This window comes from Methylobacterium litchii (assembly GCF_038442315.1).
Taxonomy (GTDB): Bacteria; Pseudomonadota; Alphaproteobacteria; order Rhizobiales; family Beijerinckiaceae; genus Methylobacterium; species Methylobacterium litchii.
On record NZ_JBBXMY010000010.1, the window covers coordinates 88,878 to 113,058 of the forward strand.

24 protein-coding genes are annotated in these 24,181 nt (G+C 72.6%); 12 read left to right on the forward strand and 12 right to left on the reverse strand.

Annotated elements, in window-relative coordinates; translation table 11 throughout:
• Positions 1-11 precede the first annotated feature (11 nt).
• The 7 genes from AAHF99_RS18065 to soxA are packed head-to-tail and all read left to right on the forward strand — an operon-like array spanning position 12 to position 5,810.
• Positions 12-2,195, forward strand: a complete 2,184-nt coding sequence (locus AAHF99_RS18065; RefSeq protein WP_342165894.1) for a xanthine dehydrogenase family protein molybdopterin-binding subunit — start codon at positions 12-14, stop codon at positions 2,193-2,195.
• On the forward strand, positions 2,192-2,479 hold the full coding sequence (locus AAHF99_RS18070) for a c-type cytochrome (protein WP_342165895.1): 288 nt from the start codon (positions 2,192-2,194) through the stop codon (positions 2,477-2,479). Before AAHF99_RS18065 ends, AAHF99_RS18070 begins: the two co-directional genes overlap by 4 nt.
• The gene (locus AAHF99_RS18075; RefSeq protein ID WP_342165896.1) at positions 2,476-3,744 is read left to right on the forward strand and encodes an NAD(P)/FAD-dependent oxidoreductase; all 1,269 of its coding nucleotides are present in this window, start codon (positions 2,476-2,478) and stop codon (positions 3,742-3,744) included. Before AAHF99_RS18070 ends, AAHF99_RS18075 begins: the two co-directional genes overlap by 4 nt.
• Positions 3,741-4,208, forward strand: a complete 468-nt coding sequence (gene soxX / locus AAHF99_RS18080; RefSeq protein WP_412759911.1) for a sulfur oxidation c-type cytochrome SoxX — start codon at positions 3,741-3,743, stop codon at positions 4,206-4,208. Before AAHF99_RS18075 ends, soxX begins: the two co-directional genes overlap by 4 nt.
• Positions 4,205-4,684, forward strand: a complete 480-nt coding sequence (locus AAHF99_RS18085) for a SoxY-related AACIE arm protein (RefSeq protein ID WP_342165897.1) — start codon at positions 4,205-4,207, stop codon at positions 4,682-4,684. The genes soxX and AAHF99_RS18085 overlap by 4 nt, the downstream gene beginning before the upstream one ends.
• Before the next feature lie 6 nt (positions 4,685-4,690).
• Entirely contained in the window at positions 4,691-5,011 is a 321-nt protein-coding gene (locus AAHF99_RS18090) for a thiosulfate oxidation carrier complex protein SoxZ (RefSeq protein WP_342165898.1), read from the forward strand.
• Positions 5,012-5,018: 7 nt separating this feature from the next.
• Positions 5,019-5,810 (forward strand): sulfur oxidation c-type cytochrome SoxA, encoded by a 792-nt coding sequence (gene soxA, locus AAHF99_RS18095; RefSeq protein WP_342165899.1) that lies wholly within the window; start codon positions 5,019-5,021, stop codon positions 5,808-5,810.
• Between the two features lies 1 nt (position 5,811).
• On the opposite strand, the gene AAHF99_RS18100 is transcribed toward soxA, so the two are convergent.
• From AAHF99_RS18100 to AAHF99_RS18125, 6 genes are all read right to left on the reverse strand, one after another.
• Positions 5,812-6,276 (reverse strand): four-helix bundle copper-binding protein, encoded by a 465-nt coding sequence (locus AAHF99_RS18100; RefSeq protein ID WP_342165900.1) that lies wholly within the window; start codon positions 6,274-6,276, stop codon positions 5,812-5,814.
• Between the two features lie 97 nt (positions 6,277-6,373).
• Positions 6,374-8,230, reverse strand: coding sequence for an ABC transporter ATP-binding protein (locus AAHF99_RS18105; RefSeq protein WP_412759914.1), 1,857 nt, complete (start codon positions 8,228-8,230; stop codon positions 6,374-6,376).
• Positions 8,231-8,271: 41 nt separating this feature from the next.
• Positions 8,272-8,481 carry a hypothetical protein gene (locus AAHF99_RS18110; protein ID WP_243956580.1) on the reverse strand — a complete coding sequence of 70 codons (210 nt, stop codon included), beginning with the start codon at positions 8,479-8,481 and terminating at the stop codon, positions 8,272-8,274.
• Positions 8,482-8,532: 51 nt separating this feature from the next.
• The gene (locus AAHF99_RS18115; RefSeq protein WP_342165902.1) at positions 8,533-9,405 is read right to left on the reverse strand and encodes a type 1 glutamine amidotransferase; all 873 of its coding nucleotides are present in this window, start codon (positions 9,403-9,405) and stop codon (positions 8,533-8,535) included.
• A gap of 130 nt (positions 9,406-9,535) precedes the next feature.
• Entirely contained in the window at positions 9,536-10,420 is an 885-nt protein-coding gene (locus AAHF99_RS18120; protein ID WP_342165903.1) for an NAD(P)H-hydrate dehydratase, read from the reverse strand.
• Positions 10,417-11,181, reverse strand: coding sequence for a histidine phosphatase family protein (locus AAHF99_RS18125; protein WP_342165904.1), 765 nt, complete (start codon positions 11,179-11,181; stop codon positions 10,417-10,419). Before AAHF99_RS18125 ends, AAHF99_RS18120 begins: the two co-directional genes overlap by 4 nt.
• A gap of 102 nt (positions 11,182-11,283) precedes the next feature.
• Between AAHF99_RS18125 and AAHF99_RS18130 the strand changes: the two genes are divergently transcribed.
• Positions 11,284-11,895 carry a phosphatase PAP2 family protein gene (locus tag AAHF99_RS18130; RefSeq protein ID WP_342165905.1) on the forward strand — a complete coding sequence of 204 codons (612 nt, stop codon included), beginning with the start codon at positions 11,284-11,286 and terminating at the stop codon, positions 11,893-11,895.
• A 14-nt stretch (positions 11,896-11,909) separates the two neighbouring features.
• Here AAHF99_RS18130 and AAHF99_RS18135 read toward each other — a convergent pair whose 3' ends face one another.
• Entirely contained in the window at positions 11,910-12,965 is a 1,056-nt protein-coding gene (locus tag AAHF99_RS18135; protein ID WP_342165906.1) for a sensor domain-containing diguanylate cyclase, read from the reverse strand.
• Between the two features lie 344 nt (positions 12,966-13,309).
• On the opposite strand from AAHF99_RS18135, the gene AAHF99_RS18140 reads away from it, so the two are divergent.
• From AAHF99_RS18140 to AAHF99_RS18150, 3 genes are read left to right on the forward strand one after another with little or no spacing between them, the layout of a single operon-like run.
• A complete protein-coding gene (locus tag AAHF99_RS18140) occupies positions 13,310-15,346 on the forward strand; it encodes a YgiQ family radical SAM protein (RefSeq protein WP_342165907.1) in 2,037 nt (678 codons plus the stop codon).
• 52 nt (positions 15,347-15,398) lie between these two features.
• Positions 15,399-16,526: a metallophosphoesterase gene (locus tag AAHF99_RS18145; protein ID WP_342165908.1), complete on the forward strand. Its 1,128-nt coding sequence runs from the start codon at positions 15,399-15,401 to the stop codon at positions 16,524-16,526.
• 7 nt (positions 16,527-16,533) lie between these two features.
• Positions 16,534-17,508 carry an NAD(P)H-binding protein gene (locus AAHF99_RS18150; protein ID WP_342165909.1) on the forward strand — a complete coding sequence of 325 codons (975 nt, stop codon included), beginning with the start codon at positions 16,534-16,536 and terminating at the stop codon, positions 17,506-17,508.
• Between the two features lie 9 nt (positions 17,509-17,517).
• Here the strand turns inward: AAHF99_RS18150 and AAHF99_RS18155 are convergent, their stop codons facing one another.
• Both AAHF99_RS18155 and AAHF99_RS18160 read right to left on the reverse strand, forming a co-directional pair.
• Positions 17,518-18,714 (reverse strand): FAD-dependent monooxygenase, encoded by a 1,197-nt coding sequence (locus AAHF99_RS18155; protein ID WP_342165910.1) that lies wholly within the window; start codon positions 18,712-18,714, stop codon positions 17,518-17,520.
• Between the two features lie 69 nt (positions 18,715-18,783).
• Complete coding sequence (locus AAHF99_RS18160) at positions 18,784-20,115, reverse strand: glycosyltransferase (protein ID WP_342165911.1); 1,332 nt, start codon at positions 20,113-20,115, stop codon at positions 18,784-18,786.
• Positions 20,116-20,375: 260 nt separating this feature from the next.
• On the opposite strand from AAHF99_RS18160, the gene aqpZ reads away from it, so the two are divergent.
• Positions 20,376-21,113 carry an aquaporin Z gene (aqpZ, locus tag AAHF99_RS18165; RefSeq protein WP_243956558.1) on the forward strand — a complete coding sequence of 246 codons (738 nt, stop codon included), beginning with the start codon at positions 20,376-20,378 and terminating at the stop codon, positions 21,111-21,113.
• Between the two features lie 7 nt (positions 21,114-21,120).
• Here the strand turns inward: aqpZ and AAHF99_RS18170 are convergent, their stop codons facing one another.
• Genes AAHF99_RS18170 through AAHF99_RS18180 form a run of 3 tightly spaced genes read right to left on the reverse strand, consistent with a single transcriptional unit; the run spans position 21,121 to position 24,181 of the window.
• Entirely contained in the window at positions 21,121-21,879 is a 759-nt protein-coding gene (locus AAHF99_RS18170; protein WP_342165912.1) for a DeoR/GlpR family DNA-binding transcription regulator, read from the reverse strand.
• Between the two features lie 59 nt (positions 21,880-21,938).
• Complete coding sequence (pdxA, locus tag AAHF99_RS18175) at positions 21,939-22,940, reverse strand: 4-hydroxythreonine-4-phosphate dehydrogenase PdxA (protein ID WP_342165913.1); 1,002 nt, start codon at positions 22,938-22,940, stop codon at positions 21,939-21,941.
• Complete coding sequence (locus AAHF99_RS18180; protein ID WP_342165914.1) at positions 22,937-24,181, reverse strand: four-carbon acid sugar kinase family protein; 1,245 nt, start codon at positions 24,179-24,181, stop codon at positions 22,937-22,939. Before AAHF99_RS18180 ends, pdxA begins: the two co-directional genes overlap by 4 nt.

The following is a 24,181-nucleotide window of genomic DNA, read 5'->3' on the forward strand; positions in this document are numbered from 1 at the left end:
GGGGTTTCCGCATGAGCGTCCATCAGAAGGCCCCCCGCCCCTCCCGCCGCGCGATGCTGGCCGGTGCCGGCCTGTTCACCCTCGGCTTCCACATCCCGTTCAAGGCCACGGCCGCGACCCTCGACGGGGCGCCCCTGGCCCCGGAGGTGAACGCCTGGGTCGTGGTGAAGCCCGACGAGACCGTGGTGATCCGCATCGCCCGCTCGGAGATGGGCCAGGGCACCCTCACCGGCCTCGCCCAGCTCGTCGCGGAGGAACTCGGCTGCGATTGGGCCCGCGTCACCACCGAATATCCGAGCCCGGGCCAGAACCTCGCCCGCAAGCGCGTCTGGGGCGACTATTCCACCGGCGGCAGCCGGGGCGTGCGCGATTCCCATGAGTACGTGCGCAAGGGCGGTGCCGCCGCCCGGATGATGCTCGTCGCCGCCGCCGCGAAGGGCTGGGGGGTGCCGGAAGCCGAGTGCCGGGTGGAGCGCGGGGTGATCACCCACGGCCCGTCCGGCCGCAGCACCACCTTCGGCGCGGTCAGCGCCGAGGCGGCGAAGATCGCCCCGCCCCAGGACGTGGTGCTCAAGGACCCGAAGGACTGGACCATCGCCGGCAAGCCGCTGAAGCGGCTCGACACCCTGCCCAAGCTCGACGGCAGCCAGGTCTACGGCCTCGACCTGAAGCTTCCCGGCCTCCTCAACGCCGCGATCCGCGATTGCCCCGTCACCGGCGGCACCGTGAAGAGCTTCGATGCGGCCTCGGTGGCGGGCATGCCCGGCGTGAAGCGGGTGATCCCGGTCGGCGACAGCGCCGTCGCCGTGGTGGCCGACACGTTCTGGCGGGCCAAGACCGCCCTCGACGCCCTGCAGATCGTCTGGGACGAGGGGCCGAACGCGGCGGTGTCCAGCGAGACCATCGCGGCGACCCTGCGCGACGGGCTCGACGCCGATGAGGCCTTCGTCGGCAACAAGGCCGGCGACGTGGCAGGCGCGCTGAAGGGCGCCGCCAAGGTGGTGGAGGCCGTCTACGGCGTGCCGTTCCAGAACCACGCCACGATGGAGCCGATGAACGCCACCGCGCTCTGGACGCCGGAGCGCTGCGAGGTCTGGACGCCGACGCAGAACGGCGAGGCGGCGCTGGCCGCCACCGCCGACGCCGCCGGCCTGCCGGCCACGTCCTGCGAGGTCTACAAGATCCATCTCGGCGGCGGCTTCGGCCGGCGCGGCGCCACGCACGATTGGGTGCGCCAGGCCGTGCTGATCGCCAAGGAGATGCCGGGCACGCCGGTCAAGCTGATCTGGACCCGCGAGGAGGACATGACGCATGGCCGGTACCACCCGGTCACGCAGTGCCGGATGCGCGCCGCCCTCGACGCGGACGGCACCCTGACCGGGCTGCACATGCGCATCTCCGGCCAGTCGATCCTGGCCTCCGTCGCCCCCCAGCGCATGGTGGAGGGCCGCGATCCCGTCACCTTCCAGGGGCTCAACCCCGGCGGGCCCGAGGCGGCGATCGGCTACACGATCCCGAACCTCCTGATCGACCACGCCATGCGCAACCCGCACATCCTGCCGGGCTTCTGGCGGGGCGTGAACCTGAACCCGAACGCCATCTACCTCGAATGCTTCATGGACGAGCTGGCCCATGCCACCGGCCAGGATCCCCTCGCCTTCCGGCTGAAGCTGATGGACAAACACCCGAAGCACCGGGCCGTGCTGCAGGCGGTGGCCGAGCGGATCGGCTGGGACAGCAAGCCGCCGGAGGGCGTCTTCCGCGGCCTTTGCCAGACGATGGGGTTCGGCAGCTACGTGGCCGGTGCGGCCGAGGTCTCGGTCTCCGACCAGGGCGAGCTGAAGATCCACCGCATCGTGGCGGCCACCGATCCCGGCCACGCGGTCAACCCGCAGCAAATCGATGCGCAGGTGGCGGGCTCCTTCGTCTACGGCCTGTCGGCGGCCCTCTACGGCGCCTGCACCGTGAAGGACGGGCGGATCGAGCAGACGAACTTCGACAGCTATCCCGTCATGAAGATGGACGCGATGCCGGCGGTCGAGGCCATCCTGATGCCCTCTGGCGGGTTCTGGGGCGGCGTCGGCGAGCCGACCATCGCCGTGGCGGCGCCGGCCGTGCTGAACGCCGTCTTCGCGGCCACGGGCAAGCGGGTCCGCCACCTTCCCCTGAAGGACACGGACCTGCGCCGGGCATGAGGGCGCCGCTGCCGGGGCTCGCGCTCCTCGCCGTCCTCACCACGGGCGCGGGCGCCGTCGAGACGCGCCCGCCGCCGGGCGCCTCGTCCTGCACCGGCTGCCATGCCGAGGGTTCGGCGATGGGCGTGCTGGCGGGGCGGCCGGAAGCCGAGATCGCCGGCGCCCTCGACGCCTTCCGCAGCGGCACCCGCCCGGCGACGATCATGAACCGCATCGCCAAGGGGTTCGACGCGGGGGAATCCCAGGCCATCGCCGCCTGGTTCGCGGCGCAGGCGCCCCGATGAGGCGCGAGGGTTCGCCTAAGCCGACACGCCGCGCGGTGATCGGCGCCGCCGCCGCGAGCGTGCTGGCGCGCCCGGCGCTCGGCGGCACGCCCCCGCGCGTCGTGGTGATCGGCGCCGGGTTCGGCGGCGCCACGGCGGCGCGCGGCCTCGCCGCCGGGGGCGTCGACGTCACCCTGGTCGAGGCGTCCGAACGCTACATCGCCTGCACCGGCAGCAACGCGGTCGTCGTGGGCCTGCGCGGGATCGACGCCCAGACCTTCGGCTACGAGTCCCTCGGCCGGGCCGGGCTCCGGTTCGTCCGCGCCACCGCGACGGGAATCGATGCCACCGCCCGCCGCGTGAGCCTCGGCGACGGGACGGCGCTACCCTACGACCGCCTGATCCTCTCGCCGGGCATCGACCTGCGCTTCGACGCCATACCCGGCTACGACGCGAAGGCCGCCGAGGCGATGCCCCATGCCTGGAAGGCCGGGGAGCAGACGTTGCGCCTCGCCCGCCAGCTCGACGCCATGCCGGAGGGCGGCACGGTGGTGCTCTCGGCGCCCGCCAACCCCTATCGCTGCCCGCCCGGCCCCTACGAGCGCGCGAGCCTGATCGCCCACCTCCTCAAGACGCGGAAGCCACGGGCGAAGCTCGTCCTGCTCGACGCCAAGGACACGTTCTCGAAGCAGAAGCTGTTCGAGGCGGCCTGGGCAAAGCTCTACCCGGACGTGATCGAGTACGTGCCCCTCGCCGCAGGTGGCGCGGTGACGGAGGTGGATCCGGCGGGGATGGTCGTGCGCACCGACTTCGCCGAGTACAAGGCGGATGTGGCCTGCATCATCCCGCCCCAGCGGGCCGGGCGCATCGCGGCGCAGGCCGGCTGCGCCGACCGCAGCGGCTGGTGCCCGATCGACCCCGTGACCTTCGAATCGCGCCTCGTGCCGGGCATCCACGTGATCGGCGACGCGGCCATCGCCGGGGCAATGCCGAAATCCGCCTTCTCCGCGAATTCGCAGGGCAAGGTCTGCGCCCAGGCGGTGATCGACCTGCTAGCCGGGCGGGAGCCCGAGAGCCCGAAGCTCATCAACACCTGCTGGAGCCTCGTCGCGCCGGGCCACGGTATCTCCATCGCGGGCGTCTTCCACCCGGCCGACGGCCTCCTCGCGGACGTGCCCGGCGCCGGCGGCATCAGCCCCCTCGACGCGCCGGAGGACGTCCAGGCGCAGGAGGCGGCCTATGGCGAGAGCTGGTACCGGACGATCACCCGGGACGTGTTCGGGTGAGGCGGTGTGAGCGGGCCGCGCGCCTCCTCGCGGCGCTGCTGGGGTTCGCCGCCGCGCCGACGCGGGCCGGGGACGGCATGGTGCCCTACACCGTCGTCGGCGACGCGATCCCCGAATCCCTGACCGGCGCGCCGGGCGATCCCGTCCGGGGGCGGGCCATCGTCGCGGACCGGACCCGGGGGCTCTGCCTGCTCTGCCATGCCGGGCCCTTCCCGGAGGAGCGCTTCCAGGGCAACCTCGCCCCCGACCTCGCGGGGGTCGGCGCGCGCCGCAGCCCGGCGCAGCTGCGCCTGCGGCTGGTGGACGGGCGGGCGTTGAACCCCGACACGATCATGCCATCCTATTACAGCCTCGCGGGGCTCGCCCGCGTGGGCAAGGCGTGGCAGGGGTGCCCGATCCTCGGCGCGGGCGAGATCGAGGATATCGTCGCCTTCCTGGCGACCCTGCGCGAGGAGAGCCGATGAGCACGCGGAGCGGACGGAACGCGGTGGACCGGCGCCGGGTGCTCGCCGGGGCGGCGGGAGCCACCCTGGCGGTGGCCCTGCGCCCCGCCAAGGCGGCGACGTTGCCGCGCACCGAGACCACCGAATCCGCGATCAGGCGTTTCGCGGGCGACAACCCGATCCGGCCGGGACGGGTGACGCTGGACCTGCCGCCGCTGGTGGAGAACGGCAACACGGTGCCGCTCTCTGTGAGCGTCGAGAGCCCGATGACCTCCGAGGACCATGTGCGCCGCATCGGCGTGTTCAACGAGAAGAACCCGCAGCCGAACGTGGTCACGGTGCATCTGCGGCCGGGCGCCGGCCGGGCGCAGGTCTCGACCCGGATCCGTCTCGCCGACACGCAGCGCATCACCGCCATCGCCGAGATGAGCGACGGCACCTACTGGTCGGCGAGCGCGGACGCCATCGTGACCCTCGCCGCCTGCCTGGAGGGCTGAACCCGCATGGCCCGCGCCCTGATCAACCTGCCCAAGACCGCCAAGGCCGGCGACGTGATCGCGATCAAGACGCTGATGGCGCATCCGATGGAGACGGGGTTCCGCCCCGGCGCGGACGGCCGCATCCTGCCGCGCAACATCGTGACGGAGTTCGTCTGCCGCTTCGAGGACGAGGAGATCTTCCGGGCCGAACTCTTCCCCGCCTCGGCGGCCAACCCGTTCCTGACCTTCACCTGGGTGGCGACGCGCAGCGGCCGCTTCAGCTTCACGTGGCGCGGCGACGGGGGGTTCGACCAGACCGAGTCGGCGTCGATCACCGTGGCCTGAGCCGGCCATGCCGCGCCGCTCCGGGACGTCGCCGCCGGCCGCCCTCCTGGCCATCCTGCTCTCCGGCACCCTGGCGGGGGCGGAACCCATCGCCCCGGCCGACCGGCGCTCGGGCTTCGACCAGATGAGCCCGGCGATCCAGGCCATGCAGCGGGACGACGAGGCCAATCCCGGCCTGCTCGCGGTCGCGGACGGGGCCGAACTCTGGACGGCGCGTCCCCCCTCCGGCCGGCCGGCCTGTTCCGGGTGCCACGGCGAGGCCGCGTCGAGCCTGCGCGGGGTGGCGGCGCGCTACCCGGCCTGGGACGCGCGGACGGAACGGCCCATCGACCTGCAGGACCGGGTGAATGCCTGCCGCCGGGAGCACCAGGGCGTGGAGCCCCTCGCCTACGAGAGCCCCGACCTGCTGGCGCTGACGGCCTTCGTCGCCGCGCAATCGCGCGGCCTGCCCATCGCCCCGCCGGACGATGAGCGTCTCACGCCCGCGCGGCGGCAGGGCCGCGCGCTGTTCGAGGCCCGCCAGGGGCAGCTCGGCCTGTCCTGCGCGATCTGCCACGACGACCATTGGGGCCGCCGCCTCGGCGCGGCGGTGATCCCGCAGGGGCAGCCGACCGGCTACCCGCTCTACCGCCTCGAATGGCAGGGGCTCGGCTCCCTGCAGCGGCGCCTGCGCAACTGCCTCACCGGCATGCGGGCGGAGCCCTTCGCCTACGGCGCGCCGGACTTCGTCGCCCTCGAACTCTACCTCGCGACGCGGGCCGCGCCGCTGCCGGTGGAGACGCCGGCCGTGCGGCCCTGATTCAGGCCGCGATCTTCCTGCACTCGGCGGCGCACGCCTTGCACGAATCGCGGCAGGCGCGGCACTCGGCGATGTCGGGGAACTTGCCGCACTCGGTCTCGCACGCGGTGCAGACCTCGGCGACGGCGCGGGCCATGACGCGGGTGTGGGGCGAGTTCACCGCCGCGATGGCCTGCAGGGCGTCGCAGGCCGCGATGAGGTCGTGGACCGAGGCCATGCACGACACCATGCTGGTGTCCTTCATCGCGACCATGCCGAAGCAATGGCGCATGCAGTTGTTGCCGGTCTCGACGCAATGGGCGCTCGCCGCGCTGAGCGCCGCGTAGAGCGGCGGGTGGTCGTGCGCGCCGTCCGCCGCCGCCCCGTGGTCGTGGCCGTGATGGTGCCCGGCCTCCTCCGCGCGGGCCGCGACGCTCGTCGCCAGACCCGCCATCATCCCCGCCGCGATGAACCGACGCCGTTCCATGATGAATCCCCCAGAGACGACGCCGTGGCGTCGGGGTGAGGCTAGCACGGGCGGGGTGAAGACGCGAAAACGGCCGAGCCTGCGGCGATGCCCCGGCCTAGCGGTAGGCCGCCGCCTGCAGCTCGAACAGTTCGGCGTAGCGCCCGCCGTCGCGGACCAGCTCCTCGTGCGTGCCCGCCTCCCGCACCCGGCCGTCCCCGAGCACGACGATCCGGTCCGCGCGGCGCACGCTGGAGAACCGATGCGAGATCAGGAGCGCGGTGCGCCCGAGGGCGAGGGCGCGGAGGCGGGCGAACACCTCGGCCTCCGCGCGGGCGTCCAGGGCGGCGGTCGGCTCGTCGAGGATCAGCACCTCGGCCTCGCGCATGTAGGCGCGGGCGATGGCGAGCTTCTGCCACTCGCCCCCGGAGAGATCGACCCCGTCCTCGAAGCGCCGCCCCAGCCGCTGGCCGTAGCCCGCCGGCAGCCGCTCCACCACGGTGTCGGCCAGGGCGCGGCCCGCCGCGTCCTCGATGCGGGGCGCGTCGTCCTGCGCCTCGATGCGCCCGACCGCGATGTTCTCCCCCGCCGTGAGGTCGAAGCGGACGAAGTCCTGGAAGATCACGCCGATGCGCGTGCGCAGGACGTCCGGGTCGTAGTCGCGCAGGTCCCGCCCATCGAGCAGGATGCGCCCCTCGGTCGGGTCATAGAGACGCGCCAGGAGCTTGACGATCGTGGTCTTGCCGCTGCCGTTCTCGCCCACCAGCGCCACGACCTCGCCGGCCCGGATCGTGAGGGAGAGGTCGCGCACCGCCCAGCGCTCGGCACCCGGATAGCGGTAGCCCACCGCCTCGAACACGAAGCCGTCGCGGATCGGCGTGGGGAACGGGGCCGGCTCGGCGGGCGCGCGGACACGGGGGGCGAGGGCGAGGAACGTGAACAGGTCGTCGAGATACTGCGCCTGCCCCGACAGCTGGGAGAGGCCGAGCAGAAGCCCCTCGACGAGGCCGCGCAGCCGCAGGAAGGCGCCCGTCAGGAAGGTGAGGTCGCCGAGCGTGAGCGTGCCGGTGGCCGTGCGCAGGGCGATCACGAGGTAGGCGAGATAGTAGGCGAGCGTGCCGAGGCTGGCGAAGAGCCCGCCCGCCACGGCCCGGCGCAGGGCGAGGCGGGTGTTCTCCCGCAGCGCGCGGTCGGCGAGGATGCCGAAGCGCGCGGCGAGGTAGCCGCTCAGGCCGAACAGCTTGATCTCCTTGGCGGTCTCCGCCCCGGCTCCGAGCTGGCGCATGTAGTCGCCCTCCCGCCGCTCCGGCGAGCGCCGGTAGGCGAGGCGATAGCCCTGCCGGTTGAAGTGAAGCTCGTTGAGGAAGGCCGGGATCAGGGCGAGGACGAGCAGGACGACGAGCCAGGGCAGGAACGCCACGACGGCCACGGCCAGGGAGAGGGCGGTCAGGCCGTCCTGAAGCTGGCCGAGGAGCTGGCCCATCGGGTTCGCGCGCCACGCGACCTGACGCCGGGCGCGCTCCAGCCCGTCTTGCACGGCGGGGTCCTCGAACTGCGCGAGGTCGAGGGTGGCGGCATGGGCCATCAGCCGCAGGGTGATGGCGTTGCCGGTCCTCTCGGCCAGCACGCCGTCCACGAGGGTCGTCGCCCGCCCGAGCAGGTCGGAGGCGAGGGCCAGGGCGAACTCGATCCCGATCAGCAGTTCGACGTGCCGCTGGAGCGGCGCGGAGAACCACGCCCCGGCGTCCGCCGCCCCGGCGGGGTCGGCCCGCCCGGCCACGACCGTGTCGACCACGAGTTTGGCGACGTAGAGCATCAGTGCCGGCACCGCCGCGCGGGCGAGCCGCAACCCGACGCTCAGAAGCGTCAGGGCGCGGCTCGTGGACCATGCGAGCCGGAACAGGGCCGGCAGGTGCCGCAGGGGGCCGATCCGTGTCGCGGCGGCGCGGCGGAGCCGTTCGGTGGCTGACGACAGCAAATCGGATCTCGCGCCGCTGGATCGTGCGTGCCCCGACCTTACCGCAGGGTCGCCGGCTCGCCCGGCTTCAGATGCGGCTCGCCCCCATCGGGGCCGCCGGGGGAGACGTGGTCGTTCAGCCGCGTCAGGTGCTCGAACACATGCTCGAAGGCCGCCGTGACGGCCTTCTCGAAGGATCCGTCACGCTTGTCCTGGGCAACCTTCAGGGCGTTCAGCAACTGACGGTGCGTTTCGGTGTCGCTCGACATGACACTCCTCCTGGCCGACGAGAGGTCGGCACGGGGGGCAAGCCCGCGGCATCAGTGCGGGTTCCGGCTCTCGACCCGGCGAAGGCTTTCGAGGAAGTTGCGCAGCTCCGTCAGCCGCCGCCGCTCGTCCGTCACCTGCTCGTCGAGGCCGAGGCGCCACGCGAGGTCGGGCCGCTCCGGCGCCCGGTGGAGCGCGTCGATCTGCCCGGCATAGCCCTCGATGTCGGCACGGTCGCGGCCGAGCCCCGCCTCCACGAGGCCGTCCGCCTGCCGCCGCAGGGCGCCGGCCACTTCGTCCAGGCCGATCTCGGGATGGTACTGCACGCCCCAGAACGTGCCCCGTCCGAAGCGGATCTCGGCGGCCTGGACCGTGGTGAGGCCGTTCTCCGCCAGCAGCACGGCGCCGGGCGGCAGCGCCTCCACCTCGTCCGTGTGGATCGACGGCGCGTCGAAGGCGGCGGGCCGTCCGGCCAGGAGCGGGTGCGCGCGGCCCGCCTCGGTCGGGGTGATCCGCCGCGCGAAGGCCGCCTCAGGCCGGCGGACGTTCGGGCGGACGCTGCCGCCCGCCGCCACGGTGGCGACCTGCAGGCCGGCGCAGGAGCCGAACGAGGGCGTGCCGGCGTCGAAGACGGCGCGCATGAAGGCGATGGCGCGCCGGGTCTCGGGCGTCTCGTCGTAGAGGTGGAGGGGCGATCCACTGAACAGCACCGCGTCGTAATCGGCGGGCGAGGTGCCGGCCGGGAGCGCGGCATCCGCGTCGGCGGGGAAGACCCGGTCGCAGACGGCGCCGGGCATAAGCCGGTTCAGGACGTCGAGATAGGTCTCGCCGGAGGAGCGGCCCACGCTGGCGCGGCGCTCGTCCCGCGCCTCCGGGGTTTCGCTCTCGGCGACGAGCAGGCGCGGGGTCGGACGGTCGGGGGCCACATTCTGCCTTTGCGATGGGGGTCCTCGGGCGGGCTCGGCGAGCGGAACGGAGCGCGAGGGTGCGATGCCTAGCACCAACCCCCGAAGGGGGGCGCGTATGCGTGCGGCATGCTGGCAGGCGGGAGGGGGCCTAGCCCATCGTCTCCCGCAGCAGGCCCGGCACCACGCCGGAGATCTCCCGCGCCAGGAAGCCGATGGGACCGATCGAGCCGGCCAGACGACGGCCCGCCTCACCGTGCAGGAACACCCCCCACAGGGCGGCGGAGAGGGGTTCGAGCCCACGGGCGAGGAGCCCGACGACGAGGCCGGCAAGCACGTCGCCGGAGCCCGAGGTCGCCAGCCCGACGCCGCCGCCCTCGTAGAGCCAGTGGCCGCCCTGCGGGTCCACGATCGTCGTCGCGGCGCCCTTCATCACCACCACCGTCCCGAGCAGGTCGGCGGCCGCCCGCGCCGCGTCGAGGGGGTCCGCCTCGACCGCGTCCCGGCTGCGGTCGAGGAGCTGCGCCATCTCGCCGGCATGGGGCGTGATCACCGCCCGCCCGCCGACCGCCCTCACCGCCTCCGCATGGACGGCGAGGCCGCACAGGGCGGTGGCGTCGAGGACGAAGGCGGGAGATCCCTCCGCGCGGAGCAGCCCGGCCGTGAGCGAGGCGGAGGCGTCGTCGCCCATCATGCCGGGCCCGATCAGGACGGCCTGACAGCCCCCCGCCATGCGGAGCAGGTCGTCGGCGGCGCGTGGGGCGTCCACGCCGCCGTCGGAGTCTTCGGGCAGCCCCACGACCATCGCCTCGGGCACCATCAGCCCCATGCCGGCGGCCGCGCTCGCGACGGTGGCGATCTTGAGCTTGCCGGCGCCCACGCGCAGGGCCGCGACGCCGGCCAACAGGGCCGCCCCCGGAACCGAGGCCGAGCCGCCGATGACCAGGACGCTGCCGCGCGCGTCCTTGCTGCCCTCCCGGGGGACCGGGAGCGGGTGCTCCCGGAGCAGGGAGGGGGTGAGGATGCTGAGGGTCATCGGGCCGCCACGTTCGCGTCAGGCTCGGAGGTCACCGTCGCGCCGCCTTCGGTGATCGGCGCGACGAAGTTGTAGCGGTCCAGGGCGAGGTGGCCGGCGCCGTCTCCCGACGGGCGGAAGGCGTATTCGGTCACCGAGCAATTCGCGACGTCGCCCTCGGCGTCGATGCCCAGGATCTGCGCCTCGGTCATGTCCTCGATCAGGTAGCGCAGGCACAGGACCACGACCTGATGTGCGACGATCAGCACCCGTCGCTCGGCGTAATGCAGGGACACGGTGTCCAGCGCGCTCCGCAGGCGCAGGATCACGTCGCACCAGCTCTCGCCGGATGGCGGCCGGTGATAGAACTTGCCGAGGCGGCGGCGCATGGCGGCCTGCTCGGGATGCAATTGCTCGACGCCGGTGCGGGTCAGCCGATCGAGGATGCCGAGTTCCCGCTCGCGCAGCCGCTCGTCGATGTGCGACGCGGGCGCCCCCGGCGACAGGCCGCCTGCGGCCCGGATGCGGTCGGCGGTCTGCCGCGCCCGGAGATAGGGCGAAGCCAGCACGATCTCCGGGCGGGCTCCCTCGGGCTGGTCCGCGAACCAGCGCCCCACGCTGTCGGCCTGATGCGTACCGCGCGCGCTGAGGGGCACGTCGACGTCGCGCTCGGCGATGTCGATCCGGGCGAGGCTCGCGCCGTGGGCGGCCTCCGCCGCGACATTCCCGGCGCTCTCACCGTGCCGCACGATCCACAGCCGGCTCGGCCAGCGCTGGTGCATGAACTTCGCCCTTCGATTGCGTTCGGCAACGCCGTTCGGGCCCTCGGGTTCGCGGGCGGCGAGCGCGCACCGAACGAATGCTGGCCCTGCGCGTTCATGGCCATGCTTGCGCGAACCCCCGACCGTCCCCCCCACATCAGCCCCGCCGACCCCACCAACCGGTTCGAGGCGGCGGACGTCGCCGCCGGCCTCCGGCTGGCGCGCGGCAAGGATCATCCCGTGGTGCGCAAGCTCGGGAGCGCGAGCGAGATCGGGAGCTGGAAATCGCTGCTGGCACTGTCCGCCGGCACCCTCGCCCTGGGCCTCGCGACGCGGGACCGCCGGCTCGCGGCGGCGGGGCGGCACATGCTGGAGGCCGGCATCCTGGCCAGCCTCGTGAAGTCGAGCCTGAAGCGGACGGTGCACCGGACCCGCCCGAACGTCGTCCTGGACGAGGGCTACTACGCGCGGGGATGGCCGGGGACGAATGTCGGGCCGTGGCAATCCTTCCCATCGGGCCATTCCGCCCTGAGCGCCGCCGTCGCCTGCGCCGCCGTCCGCGCCTATCCGGAGGTCGCGGGGCCCGCCTATGCCGTCGCCGCCGGGATCGTCGCGGCGCAGGTCCTGCGCGGGGCCCATTTCCCCGCGGACGTACTGGCGGGGGCGGCCATCGGCATCGCGGCGGAATACACCGTCGACCGGGTGACGCACGAGCGCCGCCGGCCGCCGCGCTGAGGGCGATCAGCCGCTCACGCGGCGCCCCTCCGGCGCAGGACGGGCTCGCGCGCGCTGTCCTCGACGGTTTGCGCGAACCGGAAGGTGCAGCGGCCGGAGGCCTTGGCCGCGTAGAGCGCCTTGTCGGCCCGCGTATGAAGCGCCTCGCCGTGGACCGGCCCGGCGGCGGCGAGGGCGATGCCGATGCTCACGCCGATCTGCCGTTCATGGCCGTCGAGGTCGAAGGGCGAGGAGAGCGCGGCGATCAGCCGTTGCGCCAGGGTGATGGCCCTCGCCCGGTCCGCCCCCGGCTGGATCACGACGAACTCGTCGCCGCCGAGCCGCGCCACCACGTCCTCGTCCCGGACCGCCCCGCGCAGGCGGTCGGCGACGGATTGGAGCAGGCGGTCGCCGGCATGGTGGCCGAAGCTGTCGTTGATCGCCTTGAACCGGTCGAGGTCGAGGCAATGCAGGGCGAAGCCGTCATGGCCCCGCTGCGCCCGCGCGATCTCGCCCTGCAGGCATTCGCGGAATTGCAGGCGGTTCGGCAGGCCGGTCAATGGATCGTGCCGCGCCAGATGGGCGAGCCGCGCTTCGCGCTCGCGCAGCAGGCGCTCCGTCTTGTGCAGCCGCAATTGCGCGGTGACGATCCGGGCGAGGTTCTGCAACTGCCCGCGCTGCCGGTCCGTGAAGCGGCGCGGGACACGGTCCATCACGCACAGGCTGCCGACCTGAAGGCCGGGGGCGACCTCCAACGGGGCGCCCGCATAGAACCGGACCCGTTCCGCCCCCGCCACGAGGAGGCTGTCGCGGAAGCGCGGATCCCGCGCCGCATCCTCGACGACGAGGACTTCGTCCGACACAACCGTGTGGGTGCAGAAGGATTCGCCGCGTTCCGTGCCCGGCAGGCCGATGCCGCAGCGGCCCTTGAACCACTGGTCGGTCTCGGTGACGAGGGACACGAGGGCGATGGGCGCCTGGAAGAGGTCGCGGGCCGTCTCGCAGATCGCGGTGAAGTGGTCCTCGGGCGCCGTATCCAGGATGTCGAGATCGAGCAGGGCTTCGAGCCGGGCGGCTTCGCGAGGATGCACCGGTACCATCGGGAGCCCTGACTTCCGCTTCATGATGCGCCACTCGGTAACGGCGCAGTTTTGGGAAGGGTTACCGTAGGTTCGAAGACTTACGGGGAATTAAACGTGCAGGGTAAATTGAAAATCGCTGCACAGCTCACGCGTTCGGTTTCCGCGCATACTACCGCCAAGCTTCCTCGGCACTTGTGGCGGCGGTGGCATCACCTTCCCATTTAGGCAGCTCCGCTAAAGCTTATCGCCCGCCCTTCGAACGGGAGTCTGAGTGTCGCGCCGGCCGCAAAGGAGCCGGTGTTGCGTGTCTGCCATTCGTTGAGGTCTTGAGCCGGGCGCATTATGCAGTGCCGATGGAACTCCAGATTTCTCCCGAACGGCCCGTGGCGCCCCTCGCCTGCATGCCGCCGCGTGCCGGAAAGGCGGCGCCGTTCCTGCCGATGAGCCGCGCCGAGATGGCCGTCCTCGGCTGGGATGCCTGCGACATCGTTCTGGTGACGGGCGACGCCTACGTGGACCATCCGAGCTTCGGCATGGCCATCATCGGCCGGCTGCTCGAATCGCAGGGGTTCCGGGTCGGCATCATCGCGCAGCCCGATTGGCAGTCGGCGGAGCCGTTCAAGGCGCTCGGCAAGCCGCGTCTGTTCTTCGGCGTGACCGGCGGCAACCTCGATTCGATGGTGAACCGCTACACGGCCGACCGCCGCCTGCGCCACGACGACGCCTACACGGCCGGCGGCGAGGGCGGCCGGCGGCCGGACCGCTGCACCATCGTCTACACGCAGCGCTGCCGCGAGGCCTACAAGGACGTGCCGATCGTGCTCGGCGGCATTGAGGCGTCGCTGCGCCGGATCGCCCATTACGATTACTGGTCCGACAAGGTGCGCCGCTCGATCCTGGCGGACGCGAAGGCCGACCTGCTTCTCTACGGCAACGCCGAGCGCGCCGTGATCGAGGTGGCGAACCGCCTCGCGGCCGGCGAGGCGCCGCACGAGCTCGACGCCGTGCGGGGCGTCGCCCTGTTCCGCCGGGTGCCCGCCCACTACACCGAGCTGCCCGCCGACGACCTCGATTCCGCGGATGAGGCCGCCTCGCGCAAGCCCGGCGAGACCGTGATCCGGCTGCCCGCCTACGAGCAGGTGAAGGACGACAAGGAAGCCTATGCCCGCGCCTCGCGGGTGCTGCACCGGGAGGCCAACCCCGGCAACGCGCGCCCGCTGGTCCAGCGCCACGGCGACCGCGACCTGTGGCTGAACCCGCCGCCGATCCCGTTGAGCAGCGAGGAGATGGATTCGGTCTACGACCTGCCCTACGCCCGCGCCCCCCATCCGTCCTACGGCGATGCGAAGATCCCCGCCTGGGACATGATCAAGTTCTCGGTGACGATCATGCGCGGCTGCTTCGGCGGCTGCACCTTCTGCTCCATCACCGAGCACGAGGGCCGGGTGATCCAGAACCGCTCGGAGGGCTCGATCCTGCGCGAGATCGAGCGCATCCGCGACAAGACCCCCGGCTTCACGGGCGTCATCTCGGATGTCGGCGGGCCGACCGCGAACATGTACCGGATGGCCTGCAAGGACCCGAAGATCGAGTCCGCCTGCCGCCTGCCCTCCTGCGTGTTCCCGGACATCTGCCCGAACCTCAACACCTCGCACGACGACCTGATCCGGCTCTACCGGAAGGTCCGCGAGGTGGAGGGCGTCAAGAAGGTGATGGTCGCCTCCGGCGTGCGCTACGACCTCGCCGTCAGGAGCCCCGAATACGTCAAGGAACTCGTGACCCACCATGTCGGCGGGCGCCTCAAGATCGCTCCCGAACACACCGAGCGCGGCCCCCTCGACAAGATGATGAAGCCGGGGATCGGCACCTACGACCGGTTCAAGGCCATGTTCGACGCCGCCGCGAAGGAGGCGGGCAAGAAGTACTACCTGATCCCGTACTTCATCGCGGCGCATCCCGGCACGACCGACGAGGACATGATGCACCTCGCGCTCTGGCTGAAGAAGAACGATTACCGCGCCGACCAGGTGCAGACCTTCCTGCCCTCCCCCATGGCGACCGCCACCGCCATGTATCACACCGAGATCAACCCGCTGCGCGGCGTGCGGCGGGGCGGCAGCGAGCCGGTGGAGGCGATCAAGGGGATGCGCCAGCGGCGGCTGCACAAGGCGTTCCTGCGCTACCATGACCCCGAGAACTGGCCGGTCCTGCGCGAGGCGCTGCGGGAGATGGGCCGGGCCGACCTCATCGGCCCGAGGCCGGACCAGCTGGTGCCGTTCTCGCAGCCGCCGGGGACCGGCGCGGGCTCGGGCCTGGGCAAGCCCGGGGGCCGGGGCCGCCACGCGGGTCGCCCGGTCTTCACCACCAAGGGCGTGCCGCTGCGGAAGTGACGGCCGGGCGGCAAGCTTTGCTTTGCACGGGCCGCCCGCCATGTAGCGGCCTATGATCCGTTTGATCCCCAGCCTGCCCGCCCTCTACGTCGCCGCGCGGGTCGTGTGGCCGAGCCCCTGGCCCCTCGCGGTCAAGCTCGCCGCCACCGTCCTGCTGATCGCGGCGTCCCAGTACCACCTGTGGAGCCGCCTCTCGTCGGGATCGGTCTTCGCGCCGGAATTCCCCCGCCCGGTGGTGATCCTGTTCAACGGGGCGTTCGGCGCCCTGGCGCTGGCGGCGCCGATGCTCCTCGCCCTCGATGCGGTGGCGCTGGTGGGCTGGGCCGTGCCCGGCGGCGGATGGGCCGTCCCCCTGGCCTGGCGCTACGCGGCAGTGCTCGCGGCCCTGGTCCTGGCGGCATTGGCCGTGGCCCAGGCCGTGCGCGTGCCGCCGCTGAAGGACGTGACGGTGGCGATCCCCGACCTGCCCCCCGCCTTCGACGGCTACACGCTCCTTCACCTCTCCGACCTGCACCTCAGCCGGCTGTTCCCGGCGCCCTGGGCCGAGGCCGTCGTCACCCGCGCCAACGCCCTCCGCACCGACCTGATCGTGGTGACGGGCGACTTCATCGACGGCGCCCTCTCCTCCCGGCGGGACGACGTCGCGCCGCTGCGCGCCCTGACGGCCCCGGACGGGGTCTGGGCCGTGCCCGGCAACCACGAATATTTCTTCGATTACGAGGCCTGGATGCGCCACCTCGGCGGGATGGGGATCCGCATGCTCGTCAACGCCCATACGGTCCTGCAACGGGAGGGCGGGGCGCTCGTGCTGGCGGGCGTGACCGACCGCTCGGCCCCCGCCACGGGCCATCCGGGGCCCGACCTCGCCGCCGCGCTGGCGGGCGCCCCGGCCGAGGCGCCGGTCGTGCTGCTCGATCACCAGCCCGGCAACGCCGCGAAGGCGGCCGCGCAGGGAGTGCGGCTGCAATTGTCGGGGCACACCCATGGCGGCATGATACGGGGCCTCGACCGGCTGGTGGCGCGGGGGAATGCCGGGTTCGTCTCCGGGGCATACCGGGTCGGGGGCATGGTGCTCTACGTCAGCAACGGGACCGCCCTGTGGCCGGGCTTCGCCCTGCGCCTCGGCCGCCCCTCCGAGCTGACGCGGATCACCCTACGGGCGGGCGGAGCGCTGGGATGAGGCGTCCATGATCTCGGATCGGCCGGACGGTGCGAGGCCCCGCCGCGTCCTCGTCCTGGGGGCGACGGGCACGATCGGCCGGGCGACCGTGCGGGCGCTCGCCGCGCGCGGCCACGACGTCACCTGCCTCGTCAGGCGCCCCGCCGAGACCGGCACCGCCACGCGGATCGTGGATCTGACCGATCCGGCTTCGGTGGCGCGCGACGGCCTGCGGGGCGAGACCTTCGACGTGCTGGTGTCCTGCCTCGCGTCGCGCACCGGCCTGCCCGACGACGCCTGGGCGATCGATCACCGGGCGCAGGTCAACGCCCTCCACGCCGGCCGGGCGGCCGGCGTGACCCATGTCGTGCTCCTGTCGGCGATCTGCGTCCAGAAGCCCCTCCTCGCCTTCCAGCACGCCAAGCTCGCCTTCGAGGCGGAGCTGATCGCGTCGGGGCTCGACTACACGATCGTCCGGCCGACGGCGTTCTTCAAATCCCTCTCGGGGCAGATCGAGCGGGTGAGACGCGGCAAGCCGTTCCTCGTCTTCGGCGACGGGACCCTGACGGCCTGCAAGCCGATCAGCGACGACGACCTCGGCCGCTACCTCGCGGATTGCCTCGACGCCAAGGGGCGGCGCAACCGCGTGCTGCCGATCGGCGGCCCCGGCGAGGCGATCACGCCACGGGCGCAGGGCGAGCGGCTCTTCGCCCTGCTCGGGCGCGAACCGCGCTTCAGGCACGTTCCGGTGGCGCTCCTCGACGGCATCGTCGCCGTCCTGTCGACCCTCGGGCGATGGGTGCCGTCCCTGGCGGCCAAGGCGGAGCTCGCGAGGATCGGCCGCTACTACGCGACCGAATCCATGCTGGTCCTGGACCCGGCGACCGGGCGCTACGACGCGCAGGCTACCCCCTCGACCGGGTCGGAGACGCTGTTCGACTATTACGCCCGCGTGATTCGGGGCGAGGCCGCCGCCGAGCGTGGGGACCACGCCGTGTTCTGAGATACGATCTCAAATCGGCCGTTCGGCGTAGCGCGACAGATCCGGCTCGGCGCTGCCTCCGAAGGACAGGGCGGTGCCCAGGCGCCGAACCGCCGGCCGGCTCGCGACATTCAACACCCCGTGCAGCAGGCGAATGCCGAGGGGTGTCAGCGGATTCATCAGCTTCGGGGCGATCTTCGGGACACCCTGGCCCCTCTCGACGAACGGGCGCATCGCCCGGTCATAGGCCGAGAAGGCGGCGGCGACGTCGTCCTGCCGCAGCAGTTCTGCCGCCAGCACGTAGGCCCCGGCGACGGCCAGCGTCGTGCCGATGCCCGCGAGCGGCGTGGCGCACCATGCCGCGTCGCCCGTCAGCACCACGCGGCCGGACGACCAGCGCTTCATCCGCACTTGCCGCAGGACGTCGAAGTAGAAATCGTCCGCCTGCGCCAGCCCCGCCAGGACGCGGTCGGCCTGCCATCCGGCATCGGCGAAGCGCTCCCGCAGCAGGGCCTTCTGCCGGGCGACGTCCCAATCCTGCTCCGCGCCGGGGCGCTGCCGCAGCGTCAGCATCGCCCGCGTCGTCCCGTGCCGGTCGGGCCGCAAGGAGATGCCGCGCCCGCCCGTCGCGTTGAACCAGCGCCACATCCGGGTGTCGTCGGGGGTGCGGGGGATGGTGAAGTACGCGATGGTCAGGTCCATCCAGCGCGGGTCGTTCTCGCCGGGAAAGACGAGTTCGCGGGTCGATGAGCCGACGCCCTCGGCGACGATCACCGCGTCGTAGCGCTCCGTCCCCCCGCCCGCGAAGGTCACGGCCACGTCGTCCCGCTCCTCCGCGACGCCCACCACGCTCTCGCCGAAGCGGTAGCGGGCCCTCTCCCGGGCCGGTTCGTAGAGGAGGCGGGCCAGGTCGCCGCGCAGGATCTCCATCTCGGCGGTCGGGCCGCCGCTCTCGAAACCCGCCAGATCGAACCGGGCGGCGATCCGCCCCTCCCCGTCGATCCAGGCCGTGCCTTCCTCGCCGGTGCCGGCATCGAGGGCGGCGCGTTCCAGGCCCATCCGGCGCAGCACCTCGCGCCCGACGCCGCGGACATCGACGTTCTGCCCGCCGTCCCGGAACGCGGGCGCGCGCTCCACGACCGTGACGTCGTATCCGCTGCGGCCGAGCCACCATGCGGCGACGTTGCCGGCGATGCTGGCACCGGTGATCAGGATGCGACGGGCCATGCAAGAGACACCTCCGGCCGGTGCAACCCCGCATCGCCGGACAGGTTGCCGGAGGGTAGAGCGCCCGCCCTACGCGATCGGGGCAGCGAGCCGCCGGTACGCCCCGGCCGGCGATCCGTCGCCATGGGCCATCGCCTCGACCAGGGCGCAGGCGTCAGCGATCCCGTTCTCCCGCGCGCACCGCCGCCGTGCCTCCACGCAGGTCTGGAGGATCGTCGGATCGCTCATCATCCGCGACAGCGCGGCGGCGCCGTGCCGGGCGAACGCCTTTCGGGAGAGGTGGACGCCGAGACCGAGCCGCGCGACCCGCGTGGCGTTGTCCGGTTGATCGAAGGCGTTCGGGACGACCATCTGCGGAATCCCGACCTCCAGCGCCTCGAAGCACGTGCCGATCCCGCCATGGTGGACGAGCGCCGCCGCCTGGGGGAGCAGGACATCGAACGGCGCGCGGCCGATGGCGAACTGGTCCTGCGGCAGGGGGCCGGCGCCGGGCTCCGCATCCCCCATGACGAGCACCGCCCGGCGGCCGGCTTCGGCGCAGACCCGCGAGGCCGTGCGGAAGAAGTCGCGTCCATGCCGCATCGTCGATCCGTTGGTCACGACGACCGGCTTCGCCCCCGCCCGCAGGAAGGCGGCGAGATCCGCGCTCAATTCGCCCGTGAAGCCCCCGGTCTCGACGCGGGGAAACCCCGTCTGCCGGGTCTGGGGCAGCCAGTCGGGCTGGGGGGGCGCGAACCAGGGCGGCACCATCAGGCACAGCCGGTCGGGCGAGGGCAGCCAATCCGAGAGATTGCAAATCGGCCCCAGGCCGAGGTCGGCGCGCAGGGCGTTGAGGGCCGGAAGGCGCTCGGGATCGACGACGTACCGCTCCGCGAGGCGCTGGAGACGATGGATCGCCGCGCCGGGCATCCAGGCCGGCAGGGGCAGGCCCGGCAGGACCGGCGGCCAATGGCGGCTGCGCATGAGGAAGGGCGACAGGAAGACCGTCATCAGCGGAAAGTCCTGAAGGTCCCGCGCGAGGCGCAAGCCGAAGCTCAGCATTCCGCCGACCGCCACGAAGGGCGCTCCCTCCGCCAGGGACCGGCACCGGGCCTCCTCGACGATGCGTCGGCTGGGCTCGGCGAGTTCGACCGCGAGGTCGAACATCAGCTTCATGCCGCGTTTCGGGTGCCAGAGCGCGGGGTCGGCGTGCAGCGCTTCCATGCGCCGCGTCGAGCCGATGGCGCGGAAGGCGAGGCCGCTCTCCTCGACCCGCTTCCGGAAGTTGGACGTCGTGGCGAAGGTGACGGCGTGGCCGCGCGCGCGCAACGCCCTGCCGAGATCCAGGAAGGGGATGACATCGCCGAGACTGCCGAAGTTCGAGAGCACGACATGGAGCGTCGGCCTGTGGTGATGATTCATGCGCTCAATTCGCCTCGGCCGGTCGGCAGCACGCATGAACCGGTTGCGCACAAGGCAGTTCCAAAATTTGTCGGAAGGCGCCCGATCGGCCGTTTCCGGAAACGGCTCGCCGTCGAACGCGGGGAAGCCTAAGCTGTCCGCGCTGAACGGCCCCAATGATTCGGTATTCTTCGGTAGTTCCAGGCCGGATCGGGCCTCAAGGACCCATTTCGAAAGCTCACAATGACCTGAATTCAGAGATTTCCCGAGAGAGGACGACCATGGACCATGACATGAAACGACGCACGGCGGCCGAATTCTTCGGCACCTTCTGGCTCACCTTCGGCGGCTGCGGGGCCGCCGTCCTGTCAGCGGCCTTCCCCGAACTCGGGATCGGCTTCGTCGGCGTCGCCCTGGCCTTCGGCCTGACGGTCCTCAGCATGGCCTACGCGGTCGGCCACATCTCGGGCGGGCATTTCAACCCCGCCGTCACCCTCGGTCTGTGGGCCTCGGGGCGCTGCGCCAACAAGCACGTCGGGCCCTACATCGTCGCGCAACTCGTCGGCGCCGTCGTCGCGGCGGGCGCCCTCTACCTGATCGCCTCGGGCAAGGCGGGCTGGGTGCCGAAGGGCTTCGCATCGAACGGCTACGGCGACCTCAGCCCCGGCCAATACGGGCTCGGCGCCTGCCTCGCCATCGAGGTGCTGACGACGTTCTTCTTCCTGCTCATCATCATCGGTTCGACCTCGAAGGGCGCCGCCAGCGGCTTCGCCGGCATCCCCATCGGCTTCGCGCTGGTGCTGATCCACCTCGTCTCGATCCCGGTGACGAACACCTCGGTGAACCCGGCCCGCTCGACCGGCGTCGCCCTGTTCGCCGGCGGCGAGTACGTGGGGCAGCTCTGGCTGTTCTGGCTCGCCCCCATCGCGGGCGCCATGATCGCCGGCACCCTGGCGAAGTGGCTCTACGACGACGGCAAGATCGTCGACACCGTCGTCGTCGAACGGCGGATCGCGTAGCCGCCGCTCAGGCCTCGGCCACCACGACCTGCGCGCCGGCCTCGGCCAGGGCCTGCCGCTGGTCCCGCGCGGCGCGGGCGTCCGTCACCAGGGTCCAGCGGCGGGGTAGAGGGGCCCAGGCCATCTGCTCCGCGCGGCCGAGCTTGCCGGCGGTGGCGAGGACGATCGTGTCCTCCGCCTGCGCCATCATCGCGGATTTGAGCGCGACCTGATCGAGGCTCGCCTCGCACAGGCCCCGCCCGGCGACGACGCCGTCCGCGCTCGTCACGAGGCGGTTCGCCGTCAGTCGCCGCATCGCCTCCACGGCCAGGGGGCCGACGGTGCTCATGCTCGTCGCCCGCAGCCCGCCGCCGAGGACGATCAGGTCGATGTCCGGCGCGCGGGCCAGGCAGGGAAGCAGCGCGAGGTTGTTGGTGATGATCCGCAGCCGGCGGTCCACCAGGAGGCGGCCGAAGGCCGTCACGGTCGAGCCGGCATCCAGGATGAGGGTTTCGCCGTCCGCGATCAGCGCGAGGGCGGCCCGCGCGATGGCCTGCTTCTCCGGGCCGTCGATCGCGAGCCGTTGGTCCAGGGTGGTCTCGGGCGGCCCTCCGGCCAGGATGGCGCCGCCATAGGTCCGGCGCACGGCCTTGGTGTCCGACAGGTGCTGGAGGTCGCGCCGGACGGTCGAGGCCGAGACGCCGAACCGCCGGGCGAGATCGTCCACGTCGATCTCCCCGAGTTCGAGCGCCGCCAGCAGCCGCGCACGGCGTTCCGTCCCCCGCATGCCCGTGCCATCTCCCTCCGCCCCGATCAGGGGGCCGGCGCTGTATGCAAGGGGAGGCGTCAGGCCGCCAGCGATTTCGGCGCCAGACCCACTGCCTGCCGCAGCGCCTCGATGAGGCTGCGCTCGTCCGCCACCCCGGTGCCGGCGATGTCGAAGGCGGTGCCGTGATCGACCGAGGTGCGGATCACCGGAAGACCTACGGTGATGTTCACCCCGGCTTCGAGGCCGAGCACCTTGATCGGGCCGTGGCCCTGATCGTGGTACATGGCGACGACCATGTCGTAATCGCCCCGCCCCGCGAGGAAGAACAGGGTGTCGGCCGGCAGCGGCCCCCGGACGTCCCACCCCTTCGCGCGGCAGGCCTCCACCGCCGGGGTGATCTTCTCCGCCTCCTCGCCATGGCCGAACAGGCCGTTCTCGCCGGCATGGGGGTTGATGGCGCAGACGCCGATCTTCGGGTTGACGATCCCGGCCTTCACGAGGACGGCGTGGCCGCGCCCGATGACCCGCTCCACGAGGCCCGGCTCGATCCGCGCGATCGCATCGATCAGGCCGATATGCGTCGTGACGTGGATCACCCGCAGCTTGGGCGAGACCAGCATCATCGAGACCTCCGGCGTGCCGGTGAGGTGCGCCAGCATCTCGGTATGGCCGGGGAACTTGTGGCCGGCGGCGTGCAGCGCCTCCTTCGACAGGGGCGCCGTGCAGATGCCCTGCGCCTGCCCCGCCTGCACGATCTCCACCGCCTTGGCGATGCAGCGGTACGCGGTCTCGCCGGCCACGGGCGAGACGCGCCCGAACGGCAGGTCCTCCGGGACGCAAGCGAGGTCCACGCATTGGACGGCGCCCGTGCCGAAGGTCGCCTCGCCCGCCTCGGCGCGGGCCTCGACCGTCAGGCCGGACCCGACGATGCGGCCCGCCTGCCGTAGGCGTTCGGCATCGCCGATCACCAGGGGCCGGCAGAGGTCGTTCACCTCGGGGTGGGCCAGGGCCTTCATGATGATCTCCGGCCCGATGCCGGCGGGATCGCCCATGGTGATCGCGATGGTCGGACGGGTCATGTGAGACTTCCTTCGGTTCGCGCCTTGCGCAGGCGGTCACGGATGCGGACGAGGCTGTCGGCATCGCCGAACGCGCCCGCCTTGGTCGCGATGGGGATCGAGAGCCGCCCCAGGGTGAGCCCGAGGGACACGCCGGGCTCGATCTCGTCCGCGAGGTGAATGCCCCGGATGTCGAGGCGCGTCAGGAGGGCGGCGGCGGTCTCGCCCCCCGTGGCGGCGAGCGCGCCGATCTGCCCGGCGACGGAGGCCAGCGCGTCGGCCAGGGCATGCGCCAGCCGCAGGCCGAGGCTCATGTCGGGCTCGCCCGCGAGCACGATCTCCACCAGGACGTCGCCCCCCGCCGCCAGCCGCTCCGCGACCTGGGCCGCGAGACCCGCCCGCCCGTCCGCATCCGCCAGCAGGGTGTGCGGCGTGACCGGCAGATGCAGGACGGCACCGTCGGCCACGAGGCGCCTTGCACCGACCCGCGAGATATCGGCCATGGAGCCGACCACGAACAATGCCCCCCGCCCGTCCGGCCCGATGCGCACCGGGTCCAGCCCCTGCGGCGGCGCGGAGGCCGCGAGGGCATGGGCCAGCCCGGCGCTGCCGATGAAGAAGGGTGCGGCGTCCATCGCCAAGCCCGCCTGGGCGATCCGGCACAGGTCGTCGTCGGTCTCGGCGTCGCAGACGGCGATCCGGTTGGGAACGGAGGCGGCCTCCGCCAGCGCCCCGGCCAGCCCGCCGCCGCGCACGGTTTCCAGGGGGAGCACCCGCGACGCGAGCCCGGCCGTCGCCAGCATCGCGCCGAGTTCGGCGGTCTCGTAGCGGTGGTCGCGCCGCCAGACCTCCGTGTCCTCCAGCGGACGACCGCCCACCCGCACCCGGCCATCGACCGTCGTGCGGCCGGTGCCGGGAAATGCCGGCGCCAGGATGCCGAAGGCGTGGCCGTGGACGGCCCGCAGCGGGGCCAGGCTCGCCGCGATCTCGGCGGCGGGGTGCCCCCGCAGGGTCGAGTCGATCTTCTTGAACAGGCGGCGCCCGGCCGTGTGGAACCGCTGCAGCAGCGCGGCGTGGCGCTGCGCGGCGGCGGCCTCGGAGAGCCCCCGGCTGTCCGCATCGTAGGACAGGACCGGGACCTCCTCGTCCCAGGCCGTCTCACCCCAGATGACGGCGGCGGCGCGCCCCCGCCGACGGAATGCGATGGCGCAATCAGCGGCTCCGGTCAGGTCGTCGGCGAGGATGAGCCAGCGCGCGTCCAT

Coding starts and splice junctions, on each gene's coding strand:
- soxA (WP_342165899.1), top strand. CDS start 5,019: ATGCCGCGCCGCTCCGGGACGTCGCCGCCGGCCGCCCTCCTGGCCATC.
- AAHF99_RS18120 (WP_342165903.1), bottom strand. CDS start 10,420: ATGACCCTCAGCATCCTCACCCCCTCCCTGCTCCGGGAGCACCCGCTC.
- AAHF99_RS18170 (WP_342165912.1), bottom strand. CDS start 21,879: ATGCGGGGGACGGAACGCCGTGCGCGGCTGCTGGCGGCGCTCGAACTC.
- AAHF99_RS18140 (WP_342165907.1), top strand. CDS start 13,310: ATGGAACTCCAGATTTCTCCCGAACGGCCCGTGGCGCCCCTCGCCTGC.
- AAHF99_RS18160 (WP_342165911.1), bottom strand. CDS start 20,115: ATGAATCATCACCACAGGCCGACGCTCCATGTCGTGCTCTCGAACTTC.
- AAHF99_RS18180 (WP_342165914.1), bottom strand. CDS start 24,181: ATGGACGCGCGCTGGCTCATCCTCGCCGACGACCTGACCGGAGCCGCT.
- AAHF99_RS18130 (WP_342165905.1), top strand. CDS start 11,284: ATGCTTGCGCGAACCCCCGACCGTCCCCCCCACATCAGCCCCGCCGAC.
- AAHF99_RS18150 (WP_342165909.1), top strand. CDS start 16,534: ATGATCTCGGATCGGCCGGACGGTGCGAGGCCCCGCCGCGTCCTCGTC.
- AAHF99_RS18155 (WP_342165910.1), bottom strand. CDS start 18,714: ATGGCCCGTCGCATCCTGATCACCGGTGCCAGCATCGCCGGCAACGTC.
- AAHF99_RS18085 (WP_342165897.1), top strand. CDS start 4,205: ATGAGCACGCGGAGCGGACGGAACGCGGTGGACCGGCGCCGGGTGCTC.
- AAHF99_RS18125 (WP_342165904.1), bottom strand. CDS start 11,181: ATGCACCAGCGCTGGCCGAGCCGGCTGTGGATCGTGCGGCACGGTGAG.
- pdxA (WP_342165913.1), bottom strand. CDS start 22,940: ATGACCCGTCCGACCATCGCGATCACCATGGGCGATCCCGCCGGCATC.
- AAHF99_RS18075 (WP_342165896.1), top strand. CDS start 2,476: ATGAGGCGCGAGGGTTCGCCTAAGCCGACACGCCGCGCGGTGATCGGC.
- AAHF99_RS18100 (WP_342165900.1), bottom strand. CDS start 6,276: ATGGAACGGCGTCGGTTCATCGCGGCGGGGATGATGGCGGGTCTGGCG.
- aqpZ (WP_243956558.1), top strand. CDS start 20,376: ATGGACCATGACATGAAACGACGCACGGCGGCCGAATTCTTCGGCACC.
- AAHF99_RS18090 (WP_342165898.1), top strand. CDS start 4,691: ATGGCCCGCGCCCTGATCAACCTGCCCAAGACCGCCAAGGCCGGCGAC.
- AAHF99_RS18065 (WP_342165894.1), top strand. CDS start 12: ATGAGCGTCCATCAGAAGGCCCCCCGCCCCTCCCGCCGCGCGATGCTG.
- AAHF99_RS18145 (WP_342165908.1), top strand. CDS start 15,399: ATGATCCGTTTGATCCCCAGCCTGCCCGCCCTCTACGTCGCCGCGCGG.
- AAHF99_RS18070 (WP_342165895.1), top strand. CDS start 2,192: ATGAGGGCGCCGCTGCCGGGGCTCGCGCTCCTCGCCGTCCTCACCACG.
- AAHF99_RS18110 (WP_243956580.1), bottom strand. CDS start 8,481: ATGTCGAGCGACACCGAAACGCACCGTCAGTTGCTGAACGCCCTGAAG.